Here is a 22,400-nt window from a genome sequence, read left to right on the forward strand (position 1 = left end):
GGTGCCACGGGGAGGGCACCGGGGCACGGGCTACAGTCCCTGCTCATGACAGATGAGTCGTGGGCAGGCTGGTACCGGGACCGCCATGGTTCCGAGGCGGTCATTCTCACCACGGACGGACAGCAGCTCCGTATCCGCGTCCGGGGCACGGACTTCGAGGGCGAGAGCTTCGACGGTCTGGCCCCCGTGGCGGGCGTGCCGGTCCCGGAGGGACTGTTCGCTCTGGTGGACGGTGTGCTCGACGACTGCGTCCTGGAGTGGGACCTCCCGCTCCCGGTCCTCGTGTCCGGCACGGTCCGTCAGGCCACGCTCAGCTGCCTGCTGTCCCTGCGCAGGGCGGACCCGGATCTGTATCTCGCCCTCCATCTGGACGGGGCGGTGTACGAGTCGAACCGCGCCGCGAGCGACTTCGCCGCGGCACTGGCCACGGTCCAGCGGATCCTGCCGCCGGGCATCCATCTGCAGACGTGCATAGCCTGCGCGTTCTCCGACTACTTCCCGGCTCCGGTCCGCGGTCTGTCCGGCGGTCTCGCGTGCTTCCGCGGTGCGAAGGACGCCTACCGCGACGTGGCGGGCGGGGACGACGTCGCCGGACTCTGGGACCGACGCACCGGATTCGTCCAGGAGATATGGAGCTGCCGGGAGTTCGAACCGCGCCCGGCGCACGGCGCCGGCACCGGCCACCGGGGTGCCTTCCCGCTCGAACTCGCCTGACCGGCCAGGACATTCGCGTGGGGCCGCCCCGCTTCCGCGGAACGGCCCCAGTGCTGCGTGCCGGGCCGATGGCCCGGCCCTGGTGTCAGGAGACGGCGCGGGCGAGAGCCGCCGCGAGCCCGTTCTGCCAGAGGGAGTTCACCTTCGAGCGCTCCGTGGCGTCCGGGTAGGCGTTCGTGCAGGACGTGCCGGGACCGCCGCCCGACATGAGCTCGCTGCACGGCCCGGTGTAATGGTCCGGAAGCCCCAGCACGTGTCCGGTCTCATGAGCGGTGACCCGGGTCGAGTCGTACTGCTGGTTCTGGGCGTAGTCGAGGAAGATGTAGCCGCTGCCGTGCCCGTCGGTGCTCGCGTACGATCCGCGGGAGTCGTTGCCCTCGCGGTAGTCGAAGTCGGCGTTCGAACCCTCCTGCAGCTTGACGTTGCTGACCGAGCTGTTCCAGATGCTGGTGCTGCTCGCTATCTGACTGCGGAAGCTGGGGGCGTTGGCGGTGCTGTAGACCACGGTGACGGCCTGGGCGCCCGGGTTCGCGGCCCGCTTCTCGGCGACCGACTTCATGACGGCGTCGAAGAAGGCCTGGTTCGCTGCAGCGTTCTCGTTCGAACCGGCGTACGCGGCGTAGCCGGACTGCGCGGTGGCCACGGTGGCCGTGGACGCGGGGGCCGGAGCGGCGGCGACCGCGGGGGTGGTGCCGAGCGCGGCGGCGAGGCCGAGCCCGAGACCGGCCACGGCTGACATGACGGCTGTCCTGGGGTGACGCATGGGGGGTGTCTCCTGCCTGTCCGAAGAACCCCGTCCGGGAGCCGAACGGGGAACGGGTGGGGGGTACGGAGAGAGTGTCGGGGCAGCCGGGCCCGCAGCGGATGATGTCAACCGGCGATAGCGCGCCCCTATCGCCTGCACGGGGAGCACACAGAATCAGCACGGGCCGGTCGCCCCGACACCCCCTGAATCAGCCCGGTTGGTGGGGGTTGGGGCATCTGGTGCTCGGCGCACGAACAGCCATACGCTCGCCGTCATGGAGCTCGAGGTGAGGCACCTCAGGGCGCTCTGCGCCATCGCCGACACGGGCAGCCTGCACCAGGCCGCACGACGGCTGGGCGTCAGCCAGCCCTCCTTGACCACCCAGCTCCAGCGGATCGAGAGGACCTTGGGCGCGGAGCTGTTCCGCCGCGAGAGGACGGGCTGCCGGCCGACCCTTCTCGGACGTTCCGTCCTCAGCCGCGCCCGGCCTCTGGTCGACGGCATGTCCGCCCTGGTCGGCGCCGCGACGGCGGAGGCCGCGGCCTCCCGGGCCGGTGGCCCCGGGCTGCGGATCGGGTCCACCGCCAGCCGGGTCATAGGCGGCTGGCTACGGGGACTGCGGGTGCGGCTGCCCGGTACGGACATCTCGCTCCGGGTCGACGTATCGGCGCGGTCGCTGCTGTCGGCGGTGGCGGCGGGCCGGCTCGACGTGGCCTTCGTGCACGAGGTGGAGGGCTTCCCGCTCACGATCCCGGACGGGCTGGAGCAGCGCGTACTCCTGGACCGCGAACCGCAGTTCATCTCCCTTGCCCGGGACCATCCGGCGGCCGGACTGCCGGTGGTGGACCTCGACGACCTGGCGGGCGACCGGTGGATGGTCGACCCCTCGGTGGACGGCGAGTGGGACGGCGTACGCCGGGTCCTCGGCGCCGCCGGACTCGACCCGCCCGTCCTGCACGGCGATTACCTCACGGCGGCCTCCCTCGTCGTCCTCGGCGAGGCGGTCGCCCCCTGCCAGCCGACCTCGGGCCCGCGCGACGACATGGCGATCCGCCCCCTGCGCGGCGACCCGCTGGCGGTGCGGCTGCTGCTGGTCTCACGGCCGGGCGCGGACATGGACGCCGTGTACGAGGAGCTGGAGAGGGCCTACCGCGACGCGGCGAGGAGGGCCGAGGAGTACCACCGGTGGCTGCTGCGCCACCGCAGTCCCCTGGCGCTCACGTCCTGAACGGAGGGGAGGCGGGGCCGTGGCGCGCGGGCCCGGTTCCGACGCGCGGGCCCGGCCAGCTCCTCGCGGAGCCCGGCAGCCCTTAGCGTGGCCCGGTGACCGAACAGCTGCTGCACCTCACCGAAGAGCCTCTGTGGGAGGCCGCCCGCCGAGCGGGGTCGTACGAGATGTCCACCCGGGGCCGCACTCTGCGGGAGGAGGGGTTCATCCACTGCTCCCTGCCCCATCAGCTCCCCGCTGTGGCCCGGGCGTTGTACGGGTCCGGGGGCGAGGGTCTGGTGGTCCTGGTCATCGACACAGGCCGGCTCCCGGCGCCCGTCCGCTATGAGGCACTGGAGCCCGGCGGCGAGGAGTTCCCCCACATCTACGGACCGCTGCCGGCGAGCGCCGTGGTGGAGGTCCGCCCCTGGGCCGAACACGCCGCACGCTCCGCGGGCGAGGGGGGCGAGGCCAGGTGATCAGCCCACTCGTCGCGGTGACCGGTGCGAGCGGCGCGGTCGGCGGCAGGGTCGCCGCCCGGCTGGCCCGCACCGGGGTCCCCGTACGCCTCCTCGGCCGTGACCCGTCCAGGCTGCCCGGGCTCCCCGGCACGGTCGCCGCACCCCCTGCCACGTACGGCGACGGCGAGGCCATGCGCCGCGCGCTCGACGGGGCGCACACCCTGTTCCTCGTCTCGGCGCACGAGAGCCCGGACCGTGTGTCCGAGCACACCACCGCGGTGGACGCCGCCCTGGCGGCGGGCGTCGAGCGCATCGTGTACGTGTCGTTCCTCGGCGCGGCACCGGACGCGACGTTCACGTTCGCGCGCGACCACTGGTACACCGAGGCGCACATCCGGATGACCGGCGTACGCCACACCTTCCTGCGGGACAGCTGGTACCTCGCGGGGATCCCCGCGATGACGGGAGCCGACGGCGTCCTGCGCGGTCCGGGCGGCGAGGGACGAGTGTCGGCCGTCTCGCACGACGACATCGCGGACTCGGCGTCAGCCGTGCTGCTGGACGAGGGAACCGCCCACGACGGCGCGACGTACGACCTCACGGGGCCCGTGGCGTTCACGCTGGCGGAGGCGGCCGGCGAGCTGAGCCGGCGCACCGGGCGGACGATCCGCTACGTGCCCGAGACCAGGGAGGAAGCCTACGCCTCCCGCGCCCACTACGGGGCCCCGGAGTGGGAAGTGGCCGGCTGGGTCACGTCGTACGAGGCGATCGCATCCGGCGAACTGTCCACCGTCTCGGACGCCGTCCCCACCCTCACGGGCCACCCGGCCCAGGACCTGGCGGCCTACCTCCAGCAGAACCCGGACAGCTACGCCCACCTCCTGCCGGGCTCCGCCTGAAGACCACCCCTGGCACCTGGGGCACGGTCAACGACCGCACCCGGCCTGCCGGACCCCTCCCCGGAGGGAGGAAGCGGCGGACCGGGTGCGGTCGTTCGACAGCCGTGCGGAGGACCGCAACTCAGGCCTTCTTGGTCTCCCAGAAGATCGTGTCGATCTGGGCGATCAGGTCCAGAGCCTTCTGGCCCGTGGCCGGGTCGTTCGAACCCTTGGCCGCGGAGAGCGCCTTCAGGGTGTCGTTGACCAGCTGGTGCAGCTCCGGGTACTTCTCGAAGTGCGGGGGCTTGAAGTAGTCGCTCCAGAGCACCGAGACGTGGTGCTTCGCGAGCTCGGCGCGCTGTTCCTTGATCAGAACGGCGCGGGTGCGGAAGTCCGCGTCCTCATTGGCCTGGTACTTCTCCTGGACGGCCTTGACGGACTCCGCCTCGATGCGGGCCTGGGCCGGGTCGTACACACCGCAGGGCAGGTCGCAGTGGGCGCTGACCTTCACCTTGGGGGCAAACAGGCGGGAAAGCATGGAGCTGTCCTTCCTCGTGATCGTCTTCTCAGGTGGGACATTACTCCGTAGGGAGCCGCTTTTTGCTGCTGCCCCCTAGGGCTTAGGCCAAAAGTCCGGGGTGAGGATGAGACCGGTGGGCGGAAAATACGGAGCGGTGCGCGCAGCCGTGTGCCGGAGGACGGACCGGGAGGTGCCACAGATGCCGGAACCGGCGCAGGAGCCGTGGAGCGGGCGGACGGGCCGTAAGCCGTTCCAGGTGGTGGAGGTGACCGGGCCGTCGATGGTGCCCACCCTCTACCACGGGGACCTGCTGCTCGTGCAGCGCGGGGCGCCCGTGCGCCCGGGGGACGTGGTGATCCTGCGTCACCCCTTCCAGCAGGACCTGCTGGTGGTGAAGCGGGCCGCCGAGCGACGCGGCGGCGGCTGGTGGGTGCTGGGCGACAACTCGTACGCGGGCGGGGACAGCACGGACTACGGGACGGTGCCCGAGGAGCTCGTGCTGGCCCGCGTGCGGGCCCGCTACCGGCCGCTGAGGAAGGATCAGCGGTCGGTGTTCGGGCTGCTGGGCTGGGCGGTGTCCGCGGTGCGCCGCGTCTCGCCGGAGCGGTCGGCCTCCAGGCGCTTGCGGGCCCGGTAGGCCGCCACGTTGGCCCGGGTCGCGCAGCGGTCCGAGCAGTAGCGCCGCGAGCGGTTGGTCGAGGTGTCGAGGTAGGCGTTGCGGCACGGAGCCGCCTCGCACAGGCCGAGCCGGTCCACCCCGTGCGTGGTGAGGTGGAAGGCGAGGCCCATCGCCGCGATGGCGGCGAAACCGGCCGTCGCGTTCGACGGGTGGTCGGCCAGATGCATGTGCCAGTCCGGCTTGCCGTCCTCGTCACGGGTGTCGTGGCCGGAGATCTGCGGGCTGACCGGGAACTCCAGCAGCAGCGAGTTGAGCAGGTCGACCGCGAGCGTCTCGTCGCCGCCGTCGGCCGCCTCGAAGACCGCGCGCAGCCGGGCCCGTACGGAGCGGAAGCGCGTCACGTCGGCGTCCGTGGCACGCCGGGCCGCCTGGGCGTTGGCGCCGAACAGTTCACGGACGCACTCGACGGTCGTGAGGGAGTCCTTGTTGCGGGCCGGCTCCTCGGTGTTGACCAGACGCACGGCGTAATCCGAGTAATAGGCCAGTTCCACTTGTAGTCCTTACGGCGTCGGTCTATGGTCGCTGTGTCGACCAGTGTAATGGTCGGTGACGAACATTGAGTATTACGTACCACGTGGAGGGTGAGATGGCGGAGGCGGTTACGGGCACCGACTGGCAGTCCTGGCAGAAGAGCTGGGACCGGCAGCAGGAGTGGTACATGCCGGACCGCGAGGAGCGGTTCCGGGTGATGCTGGACATGGTCGAGGCCGTCGTGGGGCCCGAGCCGAGGGTCCTGGACCTGGCATGCGGTACGGGCAGTATCACGGACCGGCTCCTCAAGCGGTTCCCCGGCGCCACCAGTACGGGCGTCGACCTCGACCCCGCGCTGCTCGCCATCGCGCGCGGCACCTTCGAGAGGGACGACCGGGTCACCTTCGTGACCGCCGACCTGAAGGACCCGGCCTGGACCGAGCGGCTCCCGCACACGTCGTACGACGCCGTGCTCACCGCCACCGCCCTGCACTGGCTGCACAGCGAGCCGCTCGCCGCCCTGTACGGCCAGGTCGCCGGGGTGGTCAGGGACGGCGGGGTCTTCATGAACGCGGACCACATGATCGACACCGGCACCCCGCGCATCAACGCCGCCGAACGCGCCCACCGGCACGCGGCCATGGACCGGGCCAAGGCCGCGGGGGCCGTGGACTGGCGCGAGTGGTGGGACCTGATGGCGAAGGACCCGGTGCTCGCGGAGCCCACCGCCGAACGGTTCGTCATCTACGGCGAGCACGCGGACGGCGACATGCCCTCCCCGCAGTGGCATGCCCGCACCCTCCGCGAGGCCGGCTTCGGTGAGGCCCGCGCGGTCTGGGCCTCGCCGTCGGACACATTGCTCCTCGCCCTGAAGTAGGCCACGGGGGAGTGCGGGAGGAGGGGCGGCCGGAAGGCCGCCCCTCCTTCAGTTCGTCCCGCACCGCAACCTCCTGCCCGCCCCGGCGCACTGGAAGGGTGAGACGGTCCGCATCCGCGGACCCGGAGAGGGGCGCCGATGACGCGGATCGACGATGACGCCGCACTGCACGCGTTCGTGGAGGGCAGACGCACGGCACTGTTCCGCAGCGCCTATCTGCTGTGCGGAGACCGGCACGAGGCCGATGACCTGGTCCAGACGACGCTGGTGAAGGTCGTGCTCGGCGGTAAGCGGCACGGGCGGCTCGACAACATCGAGGCGTACGCCCGCAGGACCCTGGTCAACACCTTCATCGCCGGCCGCCGCCGGTTCTGGAGGCGCGAACAGGCTTACGGGGAGCTGCCCGACCGGGCGGGGGAGCCGGCCGACACGGACACCGGCCTGATGGTGCGGGCGGCGCTCGCCCGGCTCACGGTCAAGCAGCGGGCCGTGCTGGTGCTGCGCTACTGGGAGGACCTGAGCGTCGAGGCGACCGCCGACCTGCTCGGGATGCGGGAGAACACGGTCAAGAGTCATACGGCACGGGGGCTGGCGGCGCTGCGCGCCGACATCGCCGCGGACCTGACGGAGGAACTTGTATGAACGAGGTACGCGCACTGTTGGAGCGGGCAGCCGAGGACGCCGGCCGGCCCGCCGTCTCCACGGAGGGGGTGTACGCCCGGGCCTCGCGCATCCGGTTCCGGCGCAGGGCCGCCGTATCGGTGGCGGCGCTCGCCGTCGTCGCGGCCGGAGGCGCCGTGCTGCCGGGAGCCACCGGCCCGGCGGCGACGGATCGGTCCTCCGTGGCGGCCGCCCCGGTGGGGGAAACCGGCGCAGCGGGCAAGGCCGACCGGTTGACCGCACTGCTGCCGAAGGGTGTGGGAAGCGTCGAGCAGGTCTCGCTCGCGGTCCTGATCAAGGACGCGAGTCCCGGGGAGGCGAAGACGACGTACACGGGCCCGTTGGACGGCGAATACATGATCCGCAAGGACGGCGGCACCGGTTACCTCGTCCTGAGGTACATGGGACGCGGAGAGGTGGCCAAGAAGTTCGGTGGCACGAAGCAGCCCGACCTCTGCGAGACCCGGGGCGATGAACCGAGCCGCGCGGACTGTGTACGGGAGAAGCTCCCGGACGGCAGCACCCTGACGACCTGGAGCGACTCCATGGAGTACGCGGGGCGGGACAGCACGCCGGAGTGGGGCCCCGAACGCGTCGGGCGGCTGCAGCTGAAGGACGGTTCGCTGCTGGGCATGCGGGCCAGCAGCGGATACCTCGGCGACCGGTCCCAGGGCCCGCTGCTCACGAGCCCTCCCCTCGACCAGGAACAGCTGCGCGCGCTGATGCAGCGCCCGGAGCTGCTGCCCGCGAGGTAGCGGGGAAAGCACGGGAGGGCGGTACGGGATCCGGCCCCGTACCGCCCTCCGTCGTGTCGCTCCGGCCCTACAGCACCTTCGACAGGAAGGACTTCGTCCGGTCCTGCTGCGGGTTCGACAGGACGTCGCGCGGGTGGCCGGACTCGACCACGACGCCGTCGTCCATGAAGACCAGCGCGTCGCCCACCTCGCGGGCGAAGCCCATCTCGTGGGTGACGACGATCATCGTCATGCCGTCCTCCGCGAGGCCGCGCATGACGTCCAGGACGTCGCCGACCAGCTCGGGGTCGAGGGCCGACGTCGGCTCGTCGAAGAGCATCAGCTTCGGCTCCATGGCCAGGGCGCGGGCGATCGCCACGCGCTGCTGCTGTCCGCCGGAGAGCTGGGTCGGGTAGTTCTTCGCCTTGTCGGACAGGCCCACCCGGTCCAGGAGCCGTTCCGCGCGGGCCCGGGCGACGGCCTTGGCCTCGCCCTTGACCTGGATCGGCGCCTCCATGACGTTCTCCAGGGCCGTCATGTGCGGGAACAGGTTGAAGCGCTGGAACACCATGCCGATGTCACGGCGCTGCAGGGCGACTTCGCTGTCCTTGAGCTCGTAGAGCTTGTCGCCCTTCTGCCGGTAGCCGACCAGGTCCCCGTCGACGTACAGCCGCCCGGCGTTGATCTGTTCCAGGTGGTTGATGCACCGCAGGAACGTCGACTTGCCGGAGCCCGACGGGCCGATCAGGCAGAAGACCTCCCGCGGGGCGACCTCCAGGTCGATGCCCTTGAGGATGTGCGCGGCGCCGAAGGACTTGTGGACGCCCTCGGCCTTCACCATGGCGGTCATGCGGAGACACCTCCCGAGGGGCGGTTGCTGAAGGAGGCGAGGTTGACCTTGATCCGCTGGAACGGTGTGAGCGGCAGGCTCCGCAGGCTGCCCCGGGCGTAACGGCGCTCCAGGTAGTACTGGCCGACGCTGAACACGCTGGTCATCACGATGTACCAGATCGAGGCGACGAAGAGCATCTCCATCACCGCGTAACTGGTCGAGCCGATCTGCGAGGTGGAGCGCAGCAGCTCGTTGTAGGTGACGGCATAGACAAGGGACGAGGTCTTCAGCATGTTGATGAACTCGTTGCCGGTCGGCGGGATGATCACCCGCAGGGCCTGCGGGAGCACCACGCGGCGCATGGTCTTCGCCTGGGTCATGCCGAGCGCGTGCGAGGCCTCGGTCTGGCCCTCGTCCACCGACTGGATGCCCGCCCGGACGATCTCCGCCATGTACGCGGCCTCGTTGAGGGCCAGCCCCAGCAGGGCGCACATGAACGGGGTCATCACATCGGTCATCTCGTCCTTGTAGATGAACGGGATGTTGAGGACCGGGAAGATCAGCGCCAGGTTGAACCAGAGCAGCAGCTGCACGTAGACCGGGGTGCCGCGGAAGAACCAGATGTACAGCCAGGCGACCCAGCTGGTCACCGGGTTCCTGGAGAGCCGCATGACGGCGAGCACCACACCCAGGACCACGCCGAGGACCATGGCGAGCACACTGATCATCAGCGTGCGGCCCGCCCCCGCCAGAACGGTGTCGTCGAACAGCTTGTCCCGGACCGCCTGCCACTGGATGTCGCCCTGCGAGAAGGCGTAGGCCAGGGCGGCGAGCAGGGCGATGACGACCACGCCGCTGATCCAGCGGCCGTAGTGCCGTACGGGGATGGCCTTGATGGTCTCCGGTGCGACGGTGGTTGCCTTGGAGACGGGTGCGGCGGCGGCCGATGGGCCGCCGGGCACCTTGTCGAGCTTGTCAGTCATGGTGACTGCCCTTCGGTGGTGCGCCGGTCACTTGCCGCCGTTGACGGCGGCCTTGTCGATCGCGCCGGTCCCGGCACCCCACTTGTCGAGCACCTTCTTGTACGAGCCGTCGGCGATGATCGCGTCCACGGCCTCCTTGAGCGCGTCACGCAGCTCGGTGTTGTCCTTGTTCACGGCGATGCCGAACGGGCCGGCGTCGACCTGCTCGCCGACGACCTCGAAGTCGTTGCCGCCACCGGCCTTGCGGGCCAGGTCGACCGCGACCGGGTAGTCGTTGACGCCGGCGACGGCGCCGCCCGACTTCACACGGGTCTGGGCCTCGGTGTCGTTCTCGAAGGACTCGATCTTGACGGCCTTCTCGCCGCCGTCCGTGCAGGCCGCGGACTGCTTCTTCAGAGCCTCTTCGTACGTGGTGCCGCGCTGGACCGCCGCCACCTTGCCGCACAGGTCCTCGATGGACTTGATGCCCTCGGGGTTGCCCTTCTTGGTGTAGACGGCGGTGCCGGCCAGGAAGTAGTCGACGAAGTCGACGCCCTTGCCGAGCTTCTTGCCCTTGTCGTCCAGACCCTCCTGGCGCTGCTTGTTGTCCGTGATGGACGACATGGCGACGTCGTGGCGGCCGGTGTTGAGCGCGGTGATCAGGCCGTCGAAGGAACCGGAGGTGAACTCGAACTTCACACCCAGCTGCTTGCCGAGCGCGTCCGCGAGGTCGGGGTCGACACCGACGATCTTGCCGTTCTCGACGGACTCCATCGGGGCGTACTCGGCATTGGTGCCGACCTTGATGACACCGGACTTCTGGTACTTCTCCGGAAGCTTGTCGAAGAGCGGGGCGGTGTTCCCGGAGGTGTCGCCACCGGCCTTCGTCGAACCGCTGTCGGTCTGGTCGCCACAGGCGGTCAGCAGCAGGGTGCCGGCGACCGCGACTGCGCAGACCGCGGCAATCCGGGACTTCGCGGTCGTACGACAGAGGGTGCTTGCGGTCATGATCGGAATCCTCCGGCGGTGAGGGAATGCTGGTCAGGTGGGCACGCACGCACCTTCGAGTGTCGCCACCTTGTGTGATTAGGGCATCTTGCCATTCGGACTCGCCCATTCAGGGGGCCGGTCATGTCAAAATCGGGTAACGGGCGACCCCCGAACCTCAATGGGCCGGTACCGCAAGGCCGGACCATCTGCTGGAAAGTGCGTGCCCCTCCGGAGAATCTCCGGTGCGTCTCGACCTACGGACGGCCTTTGTAGTCCTTAGTGGACTTGTCCAGATATTCGGCTATGAGTCATGTCACCGAGTCGATACCGACTCGTAAGAGGCCCGGTCCGTCCGGTAAGAAAGACCTTTACACCCCTCATCCGGGGCTCAGGGCGCGTGTGCGGCGCGCCCGCGCGTATGTGCCTCCCCTGCCGGAGCGGTCCAACCGCCAGTGCCGGGAACGTACGCGGTGCCCGCCCACCCCTCCTCAACCAGGAGTGGCCACCCTCAACTGATGAAGACTTAAGGGGTCAACACAATGGCAGCGGAGATCGTCAATCCTCGCAGCGACAGCAAGACGAGCGACAGCAAGACGCACGGCACGGCCGGTGCGGCAGGGCTGACCGGTGCGGACGAGCCCTTCGATCCGGCGTTCGCCCTTCACCGCGGCGGGAAGATGGCCGTGCAGGCCACCGTTCCGATCCGCGACAAGGACGACCTGTCCCTCGCGTACACGCCCGGTGTGGCGAAGGTGTGCAGCGCCATCGCCGAGAAGCCCGAGCTCGTCCACGACTACACCTGGAAGTCGCAGGTCGTGGCCGTCGTGACGGACGGCACGGCCGTCCTCGGCCTGGGGGACATCGGTCCCGAGGCCTCCCTCCCGGTGATGGAGGGCAAGGCGATTCTCTTCAAGCAGTTCGGCGGGGTCGACGCGGTGCCGATCGCGCTCGCCACGACCGACGCCGACGAGATCGTCGAAACCGTCGTGCGCCTCGCGCCGTCCTTCGGCGGCGTGAACCTGGAGGACATCTCGGCGCCCCGGTGCTTCGAGATCGAGCGCAAGCTCCAGGAGCGGCTCGACATCCCGGTCTTCCACGACGACCAGCACGGCACGGCCGTGGTCACCCTCGCGGCCCTGCGCAACGCGACGAAGCTGTCCGGCCGGACGCTCGGCGATCTGCGCGCCGTCATCTCCGGCGCCGGTGCGGCGGGTGTGGCCATCGCGAAGTTCCTGCTGGAGGCGGGCATCGGTGACGTCGCCGTGGCCGACCGCAAGGGCGTCGTCAGCGCCGACCGCGACGACCTCACGGAGGTCAAGCGCGAGCTGGCGGAGCTCACCAACCGGGCCGGGATCACCGGCTCCCTGGAGACGGCGCTGGCCGGTGCCGACGTCTTCATCGGAGTCTCCGGCGGTACGGTCCCCGAGCCGGCCGTGGCCTCGATGGCACCCGGCGCGTTCGTGTTCGCCATGGCCAACCCGAACCCCGAGGTCCACCCCGACGTCGCGCACAAGTACGCGGCCGTGGTGGCGACCGGGCGTTCGGACTACCCGAACCAGATCAACAACGTGCTGGCGTTCCCCGGGATCTTCGCGGGTGCGCTGCAGGTGCGTGCCTCCCGGATCACCGAGGGGATGAAGATCGCCGCGGCGAACGCGCTGGCGGATGTCGTCGGCGACGAGCTGGCGGCGGATTACGTGATTCCCTCGCCGTTCGACGAGCGGGTCGCTCCTGCGGTCACCGCCGCGGTGGCTGCTGCCGCTCGTGCGGAGGGTGTTGCGCGGCGCTGACGCCGTGGGGGTGTGGGGGTGCGGGGTCCGCTGCGCGGGGCCTGTTCCCCCACCCCGCCCCTTCCCGAAACCGGGGCTCCGCCCCGGACCCCGGCCCTCAAACGCCGGGCGGGCTGGGTTTCGCGCTTGGGCACGGGGTGGGCTGCGGTTTGCCCTCAAACGCCGGGCGGGCTGGAATTTGCGGGCAGGGGTTTGTCCAGGGGCGGGCCGGCGCGGTGCGTGTCACACCCTCGAACGGTTACGTCACGTGGCGTCACGCCCTATCGTCATGGCCATGTTCGCCGCCTACGCCGCACGCATCGACCGTGACCAGCCCCTCGAAGGACTCGAGCTGGGCGAACGACCCTCGCCCGAGGTGCGCCCCGGCTGGACCACCGTCCAGGTCAGGGCCGCGTCGCTCAACCATCACGACCTCTGGTCCCTCCGTGGTGTGGGCCTCGCCGAGGACAAGCTGCCCATGATCCTCGGCTGCGACGCCGCGGGGATCGACCAGGACGGCAACGAGGTCGTCCTGCACTCCGTCATCGGGCAGACGGGACACGGTGTCGGCCCGGACGAGCCACGCTCCATCCTCACCGAGCGCTACCAGGGGACCTTCGCCGAGCAGGTCACCGTACCCAGCTGGAACGTGCTGCCCAAGCCGAAGGAACTCACCTTCGAGCAGGCCGCCTGCCTGCCGACCGCCTGGCTGACCGCGTACCGGATGCTGTTCACCAACGCCGGTGTACGGCCCGGCGATTCCGTCCTCGTCCAGGGGGCGGGCGGCGGTGTGGCCACCGCGGCGATCGTGCTCGGCAAGGCCGCCGGGCTCCGGATGTTCGCCACCAGCCGTGACGAGGCCAAGCGCAAGCGGGCCGTCGAACTGGGGGCCGTCGAGGCCTACGAGCCCGGCGCGAGGCTGCCGAAGCGCGTCGACGCCGTCATCGAGACCGTCGGAGCGGCGACCTGGTCCCACTCGGTCAAGTCGCTGCGGCCCGGCGGCACCCTGGTCATCTCGGGAGCCACCAGCGGCGACCGCCCCTCGCACGCCGAACTGACCCGGATCTTCTTCCTGGAACTCAAGGTCGTCGGCTCCACGATGGGCTCCAAGGACGAGCTGGAGGACCTGCTGTCGTTCTGCGCCGCCACCGGTGTGCGGCCCGTGATCGACGAGACCCTGCCGCTGGACCGCGCCCGCGAAGGCTTCGAGCGGCTCGCCGCCGGCGACCTGTTCGGAAAGATCGTGCTCACCACGTCGTGAGTCCGGCGACCGAACTGGAGACGCCCGAAGGGCTGCTGCTGCGGCCCTGGCTGCCCGACGACGCCCCGGCGGTGCTCCGGGCCTTTGCCCCCGAGGAGATGGCGCGGCAGGCGGGCCGGCCCGTCACGACCACCGCCGAGGCGCTGGAATGGATCGCCGCCCGGGAGGGCGAGCGGGCGGCCGGCAGTGGATACACATGGGCCGTCGTCCGCGACGGTGCCCCGCTCGGCTCGGTGACCCTGGCGGCGGTGAACCACGTCCACGACGTCGCCTGGCTCTCCTACTGGACCGTCGAAACGGCACGCGGGACAGGGGTCGCCACCGGGGCTGTACGCACGCTGGCGCGCTGGGCCTTCGACGGCCTGGGGCTCTACCGGCTGGAACTCGGGCACAGGACGAACAACCCCGCCTCCTGCGCGGTGGCGGTGCGGGCCGGCTTCACCGCGGAGGGAATCGAACGCGAGAAGCTCCGCTACGGGGACATCCGTTACGACGTGGAGCGCCACGCCCGCCTCGCCACCGATGATGTCAACGACGGTTGACAGGGGTCGACTGTCAACGTAAGTTGACGTCATGACCGAAGCAACGGATCTCGCCGCACGTGCCGGTGACCACGACCCGCGCGTCGGGCTGCGGGCCGTCGCCGCGCTGCGGCGTCTGCTCGAGCAACTCGAAGCCGTCCAGGTGAGAAGTGCCCGCGTCCAGGGTTGGTCGTGGCAGGAGATCGCTGCCGAGCTGGGTGTCAGCAGGCAGGCCGTGCACAAGAAGTACGGGAGGCATTGATGTTCGAGCGATTCACCAAGGGCGCCCGGGCCACCGTGACCGGCGCGGTCACCCATGCCGAGCGGGCCGGAGTGGACTCCGTCACGGAGGAGCACCTCCTGCTCGCCCTGCTGGACCAGAAGGGCAGTCGGGCCTCCTTCGCCGTCGCCGCCCTCGGACTCACCGACCGGCGCGCCTCGGTCGAGGCGGCACTCGGTGAGGCCCGTCGCCGTGGCGGCCTCACCAGGGCCGATACGGAGGCGCTCGCCGGCATCGGTATCGACGTCACCGAGATCATTGCCCGGGTCGAGGGTGCTCACGGCGAAGGAGCCCTGGCAGGCGATCGCGGGAACCTTCGGCGGCGGTCCGGACGCCGCCCCTTCGCGGGCGGCGCCAAGAGCATCCTGGAGAAGTCCCTGCGCATCGCCCTCGGCCGACGCGACCGCTTCATCGGTGAGGAGCACCTGCTGCTGGCCCTGACGGCCTGCCCCGGCGTCGTCGCCGACGTGCTCGCCGAACACGGCGCGACCTACGCGACGGTGGAGCGAGCGCTGTACGGGGACGGCGGAGAGGGCCAGGCCCGGGCGAGCTGACCGGGCTGACCGGGCGGGCGCTGCCCGGCCGGGGTCTCTCCTCCGGCCGGACGGCGCGCGGGGTCAGGACGGGCCGGAGGTCTTCCCCTTCGCCTCGTCGGCCGGTGCGCGCAACAGCGAGCCGATGTGCGTCGCGGCCGTGGCCAGATGCCGCCGGGCCTCCGAGAGCTGAGCCTCCGTGACCCCCCGGTCCCGGGCCGCGTCACGGATGTCGTCGCGGAAGCGGTCCAGCAGGCGGTCCAGGTCGCGGGCCGGATCGCCGGTGGCCGCTGCGTCGGCGGCCCACTCGATGTCCGGCTCCTCGGGTGCGGGACGGCTGTACGAGGGCCAGGTGCCGGTCCTGGCGAAGCCGCCGAGCTGCCCGGTGATCTCGGCCAGTCCCTCACGCACCCCTGCGGGCCAGTCGCCCCGCGCGAAGTGCTCCTGGACCTGACGCGCGGCGTTCTGCATCTGCTCCCGCGCCTTCTCGTGCGCCTCCTGGGCCTGGCGGCGGGCCTGCTCCGCGTCCTCGCGGGCCTTGCGCGACTCGTCCTTCGCCCTGCGCGCCTGTTCCTTCCACTCCTGCTTGGCCTTGCGCAGCTCCTCCTTCGCCGTGCGCCACGCCTCCTTCTCCCCGAGACCGGGGTCCCAGCCGCCCTTGCCGCCGCCGGAGGTGTGGCGGGACTCGGAGGCCGCCGCGCGCATCTCGCTGCGGAGCTGGCCGGCCGCACCCCGCACGTCGTCACGGATCTCGGCGGCCAGCTCGGAGACGGACTCGCGGATCTCCAGCTCCAGATCGGCCAGTTCGCCGCCACGGCCCGCCAGCTCGGCCCGTCCGGCGTCGGTGATGGAGTAGACCTTGCGGCCGCCCTCGGTGGCGTGCGTGACCAGGCCCTCGGCCTCCAGCTTGGCCAGCCGCGGGTACACGGTGCCCGCCGACGGTGCGTACAGCCCCTGGAAGCGCTCCTCCAGGAGGCGGATCACCTCGTACCCATGGCGGGGGGCCTCGTCCAGCAGCTTGAGGAGGTACAGGCGCAGGCGGCCGTGGGCGAATACGGGGGCCATGTCAGAGCACCTTTCCGGTCGGCTCGGCATCATGCGCGTGGTCCTGGGCGGGTGGACGGCGCAACAGGGCGATCGAGCCCGAGACAGTGGTCGCCTTCAGCTTGCCAGTGCCGGCGCCCAGGGTGCCGGTGATCTTCTTGGCGCCCCACTGGCCGCCCACGCGCAGGTCCTCGAAGGCATTGGAGACGGTACCGCTCGCGGTGTTCGCCTCGACCTTCGCGTCCGCGGGGTGGGGCAGCCGGATGGCGATCTCGCCGGACACCGAGGTCAGTCTGATGTCCGTCGGCGCCGGCGAGGTGTCGAGGTCGAGCACCATGTGACCGGTGACGGACTCCGCCCGGACCGAGGTGCCCGCGCCCTCGACGACCGTCAGATCGCCCGACACGGACTGGAAGCGCAGCTCGCCGGTGACGGCCTGGGCCTCCAGGCTGCCGGACACGGTCTCTGCGCGGACGACACCGGAGAGACCCACCAGGGTGCTGTCGCCGGAGATGCCCCGCAGCTCGGTGCGCCCTCGGATCCCCGAGACGACCGCCTCGGCTCCGATGACACCCACTTCCACCCTCGCGCCGGCCGGCACGGCGAGCGAGACCGCGGCGCTCCGGCGCGGGCTCCTGCGGTCGAGCCAGGTCAGGAGGCCCTGCCACGGCAGGTCCTCGTAGGCCACGGTGAGGGTGCCGCCCTCCTGGGTCACGACGAGCGGCGGCCCCTCGATCGCGGACACCTCGAGGCGGGCGGTCGGTTCGTCGGTGCCGACGACATTGATCATGCCGTCGACGATGCGCACGTTGAGTGCTGTCACGGGGTCGTCGAAGGTGAGCTTCTGGGGCTCGGCGACGGTCCACGTCGACTCAGGCATGGATCTGACCTCCCACTGGGTGGCGTGACGCAACATATCGCGTCTTCTTCAGAACACGATATATCGCGGTTGAGGAAAGTCAAGGCCGGATCAGAAAGGGGCATGGAGGGGTAGGTGAGTACCGTAAATGGTTCATATATGGGCAAATTGCCCTAGCGTGTGGGGCATGACCGCGACTTCCGTGGGTGCCCTGCTCCTCTGCCGGGCCGAACCCGAGACCGTACGGCCCGTGGCCCATCTGCTGCGGGAGCGCATGCTGCTCGTGCCCGCCGGGGACGGCTGGAGCGTGCTCGTCCCCGAGGGGAAGCCCTGGCAGAAGGACCCCCGTGAAGGCACTGCGGCCGACGGGGGCCCCGAACCCGTCGACCGGGTGGTCGGCGGCTGGGCCACCGCTCTCGCCGTGGGATCCACCTGGCCCGTGCTCGCCCTCTGGTGGGACGACGACCGGTCCGGCTACACCCTCGCCTCGGGCTTCCGCCGCCCCGTCGGCTACACCTGGCTCGCCGACGGCACCCCGGCCGCCGAGGAGGAGGCCATGCGGACCTCCGCCGCCCGGCTGGGCCTCGACCCCGTACTGGATGTCCAGGCGCTGGAGGCGCTCACCCGTGCGGACCCGGAGGCGGACGCCGGAGCCCGGCTGCGTGGACTGCTCGCCGTACTCACCCGGGCCGGGGTGGCTCTGCCGCCCGGGCTCACCCCGGGCGAGCCCGCCGACCGGCTGCGCTCGGTCGCCAGGATCCATCCGGAGGCGGAACAGATCGAATGGGCCGGCTGGCGCGATGCCGTACGGGTGGAGCTCGACGTCGTCGAGAGCGGCAGCCTCGGCCCCTGGATGGTCGGCCCGAGGGCCCGCGCCGTGGCGACGGCGCAGGTCGCCGCCGGTCTGCCGCTGACCCTGTGGGGTGCGCGCAGGCGCAGCGGCGGCTGGATCACCGCGGGCCTGATCCTTCTCGTGCAGGGCCTTCTGGGATTCGCGTACAACCGCTTCAGGGGCGCGGACAGCCCCTGAAGGTGACAGCCCCTGAAGGTGACAGCCCCTGAAGGTGACAGCCCCTGAAGGTGACAGCCCCTGAAGGTGACGGCCCGGAAGGTGGCGGCCCGGACGGTGACTACTCGTCCTCGTCGTCGTCCAGCCGGGCCAGCCAGGTCGCGAGGCGCTCGACGGGGACCTCGAAGTCGGGGTTGAGGTCGACGAACGTACGGAGCTGCTCGGCGAGCCACTCGAAGGTGACCTCCTCCTCGCCGCGCCGCTTCTCCAGTTCCTCGATGCCACGGTCCGTGAAGTACATGCGACCAGAATAACGAGGCCGGAAAGCCGGAGGGCCCGGCCCCGCGAGATGCTCGCGGGGCCGGGCCCTCCGATGACGTACAGCCGCTGATCAGGCCTCGAAGACCTCGGCGACCAGCTGGGCCTGCTCGGCCTGGTGGCGCTTGGCCGAGCCGACCGCCGGGGACGAGCCGTGCGGACGCGAGATGCGGCGCAGGCGCTCACCGTGCGGGACGTCGGCACCGACGGCCAGGTCCAGGTGGTCGATCAGGTTGAGCGCGATGAACGGCCACGCACCCTGGTTCGCCGGCTCCTCCTGGGCCCAGAGGTACTTCTCGGCGTTCGGGTACTTGGCGATCTCGGCCTGGATCTCCGCACCCGGCAGCGGGTACAGACGCTCCAGACGGATGATCGCCGTCTCCGTGTCACCGCGCTTCTCGCGCTCGGCGTCCAGGTCGTAGTAGAGCTTGCCGGAGACGAAGACGACCTTGCGGACCGCCTCGGCCTTGACCGACTCGTCACCGATGACCGGACGGAAGCCGCCGGTGGTGAACTCCTCCACCTTCGATGCCGCCGCCTTCAGACGCAGCATCGACTTCGGGGTGAAGACGATGAGCGGCTTGTGGTGCGGGTTGTGCACCTGCCAGCGCAGGAGGTGGAAGTAGTTCGACGGGAGGGTCGGCATCGCGACCGTCATGTTGTCCTGCGCGCACATCTGCAGGAAACGCTCCGGGCGGGCGGACGAGTGGTCCGGGCCCTGGCCCTCGTAGCCGTGCGGGAGCAGCAGGGTGACGCCGGACGTCTGGCCCCACTTCTGCTCGGCCGAGGAGATGAACTCGTCCACGACGGTCTGCGCGCCGTTGACGAAGTCACCGAACTGGGCTTCCCAGATGACCAGGGACTCCGGGCGGGCCAGCGAGTAGCCGTACTCGAAGCCCATCGCCGCGTACTCGCTGAGCAGCGAGTCGTAGACGTTGTAACGGGCCTGGTCGTCGGAGAGGTAGAGCAGCGGGGTGTAGTCCTCGCCGGTCTTCTGGTCGACGAGGACGGCGTGGCGCTGGCCGAAGGTGCCACGGCGGGTGTCCTGGCCGGCGAGCCGGACCGGGGTGCCCTCCATGAGCAGCGAGCCGATGGCGAGGGTCTCGCCCATGCCCCAGTCGATCGTGCCGTTCTCCACGGAGGCGGCACGGCGCTGCATCTGCGGAAGCAGACGCGGGTGGACGGTGATCCCGTCGGGGATGTTCACCTGCGACTCGGCGACCAGCTTCACGACCTCCGAGGAGACCGCGGTGGTCACGGCGACCGGGAACTCGGCCTGGACGTCCGGGACGTGCGGCTGGGACGGCGCCGAGGTGGCCTCGCGGACCTCCGCGAAGACCTTCTCCAGCTGGCCCTGGAAGTCCTGGAGGGCCTGCTCGGCCTCTTCCAGCGTGATGTCGCCGCGACCGATGAGGGACTCGGTGTAGAGCTTGCGCACCGAGCGCTTCTTGTCGATCAGGGTGTACATCTGCGGGTTGGTGAACTCCGGGTTGTCGCCCTCGTTGTGACCGCGGCGGCGGTAGCAGATGAGGTCGATGACGACGTCCTTGTTGAACGTCTGCCGGTACTCGAAGGCGAGGCGCGCGACACGCACCACGGCCTCCGGGTCGTCGCCGTTGACGTGGATGATCGGCGCCTCGATCATGCGCGCCACGTCCGTTGCGTACATCGAGGAGCGCGAGGACTCCGGGGCGGCGGTGAAGCCGACCTGGTTGTTGATCACCACGTGCACGGTGCCGCCGGTGCGGTAGCCGCGCAGCTGCGACATGTTGAGCGTCTCGGCGACTACGCCCTGGCCCGCGAAGGCCGCGTCGCCGTGGAGCGCGACGGGCAGGACCGTGAAGTCCGTACCGCCCTTGTTGATGATGTCCTGCTTGGCGCGGGCGATGCCCTCCAGGACCGGGTCGACCGCCTCCAGGTGCGAGGGGTTGGCGGCCAGCGAGACCTTGATCTGCTCGCCGTCCAGACCGGTGAAGGTGCCCTCGGCGCCCAGGTGGTACTTGACGTCACCGGAGCCGTGCATCGACCGCGGGTCGAGGTTGCCCTCGAACTCCCGGAAGATCTGCGCGTACGACTTGCCGACGATGTTCGCCAGGACGTTCAGCCGGCCGCGGTGGGCCATGCCGATGACGACCTCGTCGAGGCGGGCCTCGGCGGCGGAGTCGATGACTGCGTCGAGCAGCGGGATGACGGACTCGCCGCCCTCCAGCGAGAACCGCTTCTGGCCGACGTACTTCGTCTGCAGGAACGTCTCGAACGCCTCGGCGGCGTTGAGGCGACGCAGGATCCGAAGCTGCTCCTCACGCTCCGGAGCCGGGCGCGGACGCTCCACCCGGTCCTGGAGCCACTTGCGCTCCTTGGGCTCCTGGATGTGCATGAACTCGATGCCGGTGGTGCGGCAGTACGACTCACGCAGGACGCCGAGGATGTCGCGGAGCTTCATCATCGTCTTGCCGGCGAAACCGCCGACCGCGAAGTCCCGCTCCAGGTCCCACAGGGTGAGGCCGTGCTCGGTGATGTCCAGGTCGGGGTGCTTGCGCTGGCGGTACTCCAGCGGGTCGGTGTCGGCCATGACGTGGCCGCGGACCCGGTAGGAGTGGATCAGCTCGAAGACCCGCGCGGCCTTGGTGACGTCGTCGTCGTGCGAGGCGTCGATGTCCTTGAGCCAGCGGACCGGCTCGTAGGGAATGCGCAGCGCCTTGAAGATCTCGTCGTAGAAGTCGTTCTCGCCGAGCAGCAGCTGGGCCAGGACGCGGAGGAACTCGCCGGACGCGGCACCCTGGATGACCCGGTGGTCGTACGTCGAGGTCAGGGTCATGACCTTCGAGATGCCCAGCTTGTTCAGGGTGTCCTGCGAGGTGCCCTGGAACTCCGCCGGGTAGTCCATCGCGCCGACGCCCATGATGAGGCCCTGTCCGGGCATCAGGCGGGGCACCGAGTGGACGGTGCCGATGCCGCCGGGGTTGGTCAGCGAGGCGGTGACACCGGAGAAGTCGTCCATGCCGAGCTTGCCGACACGGGCACGGCGGACGATGTCCTCGTACGCCTGCCAGAACTCGAAGAAGTTGAGCGTCTCGGCCTTCTTGATGGCCGCGACGACCAGCTGGCGGTCGCCGTTCGGCTTCACCAGGTCGATGGCCAGGCCGAGGTTGACGTGCTCGGGCTTGACCAGGGTCGGCTTGCCGTCCTTCACCGCGAAGGAGTAGTTCATCGACGGCATGGCCTTGAGGGCCTGCACCATCGCGTACCCGATGAGGTGCGTGAAGGAGATCTTCCCGCCGCGGGCGCGCTTCAGGTGGTTGTTGATGACGATGCGGTTGTCGAAGAGCAGCTTCACCGGCACGGCGCGGACCGACGTGGCCGTCGGCAGCTCCAGGGAGGCGTTCATGTTCTTCGCGACGGCGGCCGAAGGGCCGCGCAGCGTCACGTACTCCGGGCCGGCGGGCGCCTCGGCCGTGGCGTCCGCCTTGGCGGGTGCCACGGCCGCCTTGGCCGGCGCGGCCTTCGCGGGGGCGGCGGCCGGTGCCTTGGCGGGAGCCGCCGGGGCGGCGGCCGCGGGCTTGGCCGGAGCGGCAGGGGGCGCGGCCGGGGGCTGCGCCACGGCCTGTGCCGGAGCGGAGTTGTTCACGGTGTTCACGGCCGGGGCCGCGGTCACCGCTCCCGCGGGTGCGGGAACGGGCTTGTCCGCCGTGCCGGACGTGCCCGGCTTGTAGTCGGCGAAGAAGTCCCACCAGGCACGGTCGACCGAATTGGGGTCCTGGAGGTACTGCTGGTAGATCTCGTCGACGAGCCACTCATTGGGGCCGAAAGCGGCCGCCGGGTTGGACCCGGAGCCTGCTTCTTGATCGGTCGAGATGCTCGAGTTACTGGGGGACTGAGACGACACGGCGGCAACCGCCCTCTTCCGCTTCACAAGGTGATGGACAGCGGAAATCAAGGCTACGCCTCCCGAGCCGTTACGTGCAGGCCGGGCCGGTCTTCGTCGTGCACATCACATCGGAAGCCGGGTTTCGGCGCATGAAATGGCGGGAAACAAGCAGGGTTCCGCTGCCCTTCGGGTACGCGAGGCCAGTGCT

The 22,400-nt window shown here is 70.4% G+C and carries 24 protein-coding genes; 14 read left to right on the plus strand and 10 right to left on the minus strand.

Annotated features, from left to right (window positions below; translation table 11 throughout):
• Nucleotides 1–45: 45 nt before the first annotated feature.
• Entirely contained in the window at nt 46–714 is a 669-nt protein-coding gene (locus tag ACIRD8_RS16560) for a DUF6304 family protein (RefSeq protein WP_403991238.1), read from the plus strand.
• Nucleotides 715–799: 85 nt separating this feature from the next.
• Here ACIRD8_RS16560 and snpA read toward each other — a convergent pair whose 3' ends face one another.
• Nucleotides 800–1,477 carry a snapalysin gene (gene snpA, locus ACIRD8_RS16565; RefSeq protein ID WP_403991241.1) on the minus strand — a complete coding sequence of 226 codons (678 nt, stop codon included), beginning with the start codon at nt 1,475–1,477 and terminating at the stop codon, nt 800–802.
• A 256-nt stretch (nt 1,478–1,733) separates the two neighbouring features.
• Between snpA and ACIRD8_RS16570 the strand changes: the two genes are divergently transcribed.
• The 3 genes from ACIRD8_RS16570 to ACIRD8_RS16580 all read left to right on the plus strand — a co-directional run bounded on the left by ACIRD8_RS16570 (nt 1,734) and on the right by ACIRD8_RS16580 (nt 4,026).
• Nucleotides 1,734–2,687, plus strand: a complete 954-nt coding sequence (locus ACIRD8_RS16570) for a LysR substrate-binding domain-containing protein (protein WP_403991244.1) — start codon at nt 1,734–1,736, stop codon at nt 2,685–2,687.
• 95 nt (nt 2,688–2,782) lie between these two features.
• Nucleotides 2,783–3,145, plus strand: a complete 363-nt coding sequence (locus ACIRD8_RS16575; protein WP_403991247.1) for a DUF952 domain-containing protein — start codon at nt 2,783–2,785, stop codon at nt 3,143–3,145.
• Nucleotides 3,142–4,026 (plus strand): SDR family oxidoreductase, encoded by an 885-nt coding sequence (locus tag ACIRD8_RS16580; RefSeq protein ID WP_403991250.1) that lies wholly within the window; start codon nt 3,142–3,144, stop codon nt 4,024–4,026. The genes ACIRD8_RS16575 and ACIRD8_RS16580 overlap by 4 nt, the downstream gene beginning before the upstream one ends.
• 121 nt (nt 4,027–4,147) lie before the next feature.
• Here ACIRD8_RS16580 and sodN read toward each other — a convergent pair whose 3' ends face one another.
• Entirely contained in the window at nt 4,148–4,543 is a 396-nt protein-coding gene (sodN, locus tag ACIRD8_RS16585) for a superoxide dismutase, Ni (protein ID WP_014154121.1), read from the minus strand.
• 181 nt (nt 4,544–4,724) lie between these two features.
• Between sodN and sodX the strand changes: the two genes are divergently transcribed.
• Nucleotides 4,725–5,162, plus strand: a complete 438-nt coding sequence (sodX, locus tag ACIRD8_RS16590; protein WP_403991253.1) for a nickel-type superoxide dismutase maturation protease — start codon at nt 4,725–4,727, stop codon at nt 5,160–5,162.
• Here sodX and ACIRD8_RS16595 read toward each other — a convergent pair.
• The gene (locus ACIRD8_RS16595) at nt 5,066–5,695 is read right to left on the minus strand and encodes a CGNR zinc finger domain-containing protein (protein WP_403991256.1); all 630 of its coding nucleotides are present in this window, start codon (nt 5,693–5,695) and stop codon (nt 5,066–5,068) included. The genes sodX and ACIRD8_RS16595 overlap by 97 nt on opposite strands.
• A gap of 95 nt (nt 5,696–5,790) precedes the next feature.
• Between ACIRD8_RS16595 and ACIRD8_RS16600 the strand changes: the two genes are divergently transcribed.
• From ACIRD8_RS16600 to ACIRD8_RS16610, 3 genes are all read left to right on the plus strand, one after another.
• A complete protein-coding gene (locus ACIRD8_RS16600; protein WP_403991259.1) occupies nt 5,791–6,552 on the plus strand; it encodes a class I SAM-dependent methyltransferase in 762 nt (253 codons plus the stop codon).
• A 138-nt stretch (nt 6,553–6,690) separates the two neighbouring features.
• Nucleotides 6,691–7,194: a SigE family RNA polymerase sigma factor gene (locus tag ACIRD8_RS16605; protein WP_403991262.1), complete on the plus strand. Its 504-nt coding sequence runs from the start codon at nt 6,691–6,693 to the stop codon at nt 7,192–7,194.
• Nucleotides 7,191–7,967, plus strand: a complete 777-nt coding sequence (locus ACIRD8_RS16610; protein WP_403991265.1) for a hypothetical protein — start codon at nt 7,191–7,193, stop codon at nt 7,965–7,967. Before ACIRD8_RS16605 ends, ACIRD8_RS16610 begins: the two co-directional genes overlap by 4 nt.
• A gap of 67 nt (nt 7,968–8,034) precedes the next feature.
• On the opposite strand, the gene ACIRD8_RS16615 is transcribed toward ACIRD8_RS16610, so the two are convergent.
• The 3 genes from ACIRD8_RS16615 to ACIRD8_RS16625 are packed head-to-tail and all read right to left on the minus strand — an operon-like array spanning nt 8,035 to nt 10,748.
• Nucleotides 8,035–8,787, minus strand: a complete 753-nt coding sequence (locus ACIRD8_RS16615) for an amino acid ABC transporter ATP-binding protein (protein ID WP_403991840.1) — start codon at nt 8,785–8,787, stop codon at nt 8,035–8,037.
• Between the two features lie 5 nt (nt 8,788–8,792).
• Nucleotides 8,793–9,761: an amino acid ABC transporter permease gene (locus ACIRD8_RS16620; RefSeq protein ID WP_403991268.1), complete on the minus strand. Its 969-nt coding sequence runs from the start codon at nt 9,759–9,761 to the stop codon at nt 8,793–8,795.
• Nucleotides 9,762–9,788: 27 nt separating this feature from the next.
• Entirely contained in the window at nt 9,789–10,748 is a 960-nt protein-coding gene (locus tag ACIRD8_RS16625; RefSeq protein WP_403991271.1) for an ABC transporter substrate-binding protein, read from the minus strand.
• A 521-nt stretch (nt 10,749–11,269) separates the two neighbouring features.
• Here ACIRD8_RS16625 and ACIRD8_RS16630 point away from each other — a divergent pair.
• The 5 genes from ACIRD8_RS16630 to ACIRD8_RS16650 all read left to right on the plus strand — a co-directional run bounded on the left by ACIRD8_RS16630 (nt 11,270) and on the right by ACIRD8_RS16650 (nt 15,115).
• On the plus strand, nt 11,270–12,520 hold the full coding sequence (locus ACIRD8_RS16630) for an NADP-dependent malic enzyme (protein WP_403991274.1): 1,251 nt from the start codon (nt 11,270–11,272) through the stop codon (nt 12,518–12,520).
• A gap of 274 nt (nt 12,521–12,794) precedes the next feature.
• Nucleotides 12,795–13,760 (plus strand): zinc-binding dehydrogenase, encoded by a 966-nt coding sequence (locus tag ACIRD8_RS16635; protein ID WP_403991843.1) that lies wholly within the window; start codon nt 12,795–12,797, stop codon nt 13,758–13,760.
• Nucleotides 13,757–14,302, plus strand: coding sequence for a GNAT family N-acetyltransferase (locus ACIRD8_RS16640; RefSeq protein ID WP_403991277.1), 546 nt, complete (start codon nt 13,757–13,759; stop codon nt 14,300–14,302). The genes ACIRD8_RS16635 and ACIRD8_RS16640 overlap by 4 nt, the downstream gene beginning before the upstream one ends.
• Before the next feature lie 31 nt (nt 14,303–14,333).
• On the plus strand, nt 14,334–14,543 hold the full coding sequence (locus ACIRD8_RS16645; RefSeq protein ID WP_033298277.1) for a sigma factor-like helix-turn-helix DNA-binding protein: 210 nt from the start codon (nt 14,334–14,336) through the stop codon (nt 14,541–14,543).
• Nucleotides 14,543–15,115 (plus strand): Clp protease N-terminal domain-containing protein, encoded by a 573-nt coding sequence (locus ACIRD8_RS16650; RefSeq protein ID WP_403991281.1) that lies wholly within the window; start codon nt 14,543–14,545, stop codon nt 15,113–15,115. The genes ACIRD8_RS16645 and ACIRD8_RS16650 overlap by 1 nt, the downstream gene beginning before the upstream one ends.
• Before the next feature lie 63 nt (nt 15,116–15,178).
• On the opposite strand, the gene ACIRD8_RS16655 is transcribed toward ACIRD8_RS16650, so the two are convergent.
• Nucleotides 15,179–16,159: a helix-turn-helix transcriptional regulator gene (locus ACIRD8_RS16655; RefSeq protein WP_403991284.1), complete on the minus strand. Its 981-nt coding sequence runs from the start codon at nt 16,157–16,159 to the stop codon at nt 15,179–15,181.
• Nucleotide 16,160: 1 nt separating this feature from the next.
• Nucleotides 16,161–17,018, minus strand: coding sequence for a DUF4097 family beta strand repeat-containing protein (locus tag ACIRD8_RS16660; protein WP_403991287.1), 858 nt, complete (start codon nt 17,016–17,018; stop codon nt 16,161–16,163).
• 166 nt (nt 17,019–17,184) lie between these two features.
• Between ACIRD8_RS16660 and ACIRD8_RS16665 the strand changes: the two genes are divergently transcribed.
• Complete coding sequence (locus ACIRD8_RS16665; protein WP_403991289.1) at nt 17,185–18,027, plus strand: hypothetical protein; 843 nt, start codon at nt 17,185–17,187, stop codon at nt 18,025–18,027.
• Between the two features lie 100 nt (nt 18,028–18,127).
• Here ACIRD8_RS16665 and ACIRD8_RS16670 read toward each other — a convergent pair whose 3' ends face one another.
• Both ACIRD8_RS16670 and ACIRD8_RS16675 read right to left on the minus strand, forming a co-directional pair.
• The gene (locus tag ACIRD8_RS16670; RefSeq protein WP_014048295.1) at nt 18,128–18,307 is read right to left on the minus strand and encodes a DUF6104 family protein; all 180 of its coding nucleotides are present in this window, start codon (nt 18,305–18,307) and stop codon (nt 18,128–18,130) included.
• Nucleotides 18,308–18,397: 90 nt separating this feature from the next.
• Complete coding sequence (locus ACIRD8_RS16675) at nt 18,398–22,210, minus strand: multifunctional oxoglutarate decarboxylase/oxoglutarate dehydrogenase thiamine pyrophosphate-binding subunit/dihydrolipoyllysine-residue succinyltransferase subunit (protein ID WP_403991292.1); 3,813 nt, start codon at nt 22,208–22,210, stop codon at nt 18,398–18,400.
• Between the last annotated feature and the right edge of the window lie 190 nt (nt 22,211–22,400).

The organism is Streptomyces sp. NPDC102451, from assembly GCF_044765485.1.
GTDB lineage: Bacteria > Actinomycetota > Actinomycetes > Streptomycetales > Streptomycetaceae > Streptomyces.

Coding starts and splice junctions, on each gene's coding strand:
- ACIRD8_RS16560 (WP_403991238.1), top strand. CDS start 46: ATGACAGATGAGTCGTGGGCAGGCTGGTACCGGGACCGCCATGGTTCC.
- snpA (WP_403991241.1), bottom strand. CDS start 1,477: ATGCGTCACCCCAGGACAGCCGTCATGTCAGCCGTGGCCGGTCTCGGG.
- ACIRD8_RS16570 (WP_403991244.1), top strand. CDS start 1,734: ATGGAGCTCGAGGTGAGGCACCTCAGGGCGCTCTGCGCCATCGCCGAC.
- sodN (WP_014154121.1), bottom strand. CDS start 4,543: ATGCTTTCCCGCCTGTTTGCCCCCAAGGTGAAGGTCAGCGCCCACTGC.
- sodX (WP_403991253.1), top strand. CDS start 4,725: ATGCCGGAACCGGCGCAGGAGCCGTGGAGCGGGCGGACGGGCCGTAAG.
- ACIRD8_RS16600 (WP_403991259.1), top strand. CDS start 5,791: ATGGCGGAGGCGGTTACGGGCACCGACTGGCAGTCCTGGCAGAAGAGC.
- ACIRD8_RS16605 (WP_403991262.1), top strand. CDS start 6,691: ATGACGCGGATCGACGATGACGCCGCACTGCACGCGTTCGTGGAGGGC.
- ACIRD8_RS16610 (WP_403991265.1), top strand. CDS start 7,191: ATGAACGAGGTACGCGCACTGTTGGAGCGGGCAGCCGAGGACGCCGGC.
- ACIRD8_RS16615 (WP_403991840.1), bottom strand. CDS start 8,787: ATGGTGAAGGCCGAGGGCGTCCACAAGTCCTTCGGCGCCGCGCACATC.
- ACIRD8_RS16620 (WP_403991268.1), bottom strand. CDS start 9,761: ATGACTGACAAGCTCGACAAGGTGCCCGGCGGCCCATCGGCCGCCGCC.
- ACIRD8_RS16625 (WP_403991271.1), bottom strand. CDS start 10,748: ATGACCGCAAGCACCCTCTGTCGTACGACCGCGAAGTCCCGGATTGCC.
- ACIRD8_RS16630 (WP_403991274.1), top strand. CDS start 11,270: ATGGCAGCGGAGATCGTCAATCCTCGCAGCGACAGCAAGACGAGCGAC.
- ACIRD8_RS16635 (WP_403991843.1), top strand. CDS start 12,795: ATGTTCGCCGCCTACGCCGCACGCATCGACCGTGACCAGCCCCTCGAA.
- ACIRD8_RS16645 (WP_033298277.1), top strand. CDS start 14,334: ATGACCGAAGCAACGGATCTCGCCGCACGTGCCGGTGACCACGACCCG.
- ACIRD8_RS16650 (WP_403991281.1), top strand. CDS start 14,543: ATGTTCGAGCGATTCACCAAGGGCGCCCGGGCCACCGTGACCGGCGCG.
- ACIRD8_RS16655 (WP_403991284.1), bottom strand. CDS start 16,159: ATGGCCCCCGTATTCGCCCACGGCCGCCTGCGCCTGTACCTCCTCAAG.
- ACIRD8_RS16660 (WP_403991287.1), bottom strand. CDS start 17,018: ATGCCTGAGTCGACGTGGACCGTCGCCGAGCCCCAGAAGCTCACCTTC.
- ACIRD8_RS16665 (WP_403991289.1), top strand. CDS start 17,185: ATGACCGCGACTTCCGTGGGTGCCCTGCTCCTCTGCCGGGCCGAACCC.
- ACIRD8_RS16670 (WP_014048295.1), bottom strand. CDS start 18,307: ATGTACTTCACGGACCGTGGCATCGAGGAACTGGAGAAGCGGCGCGGC.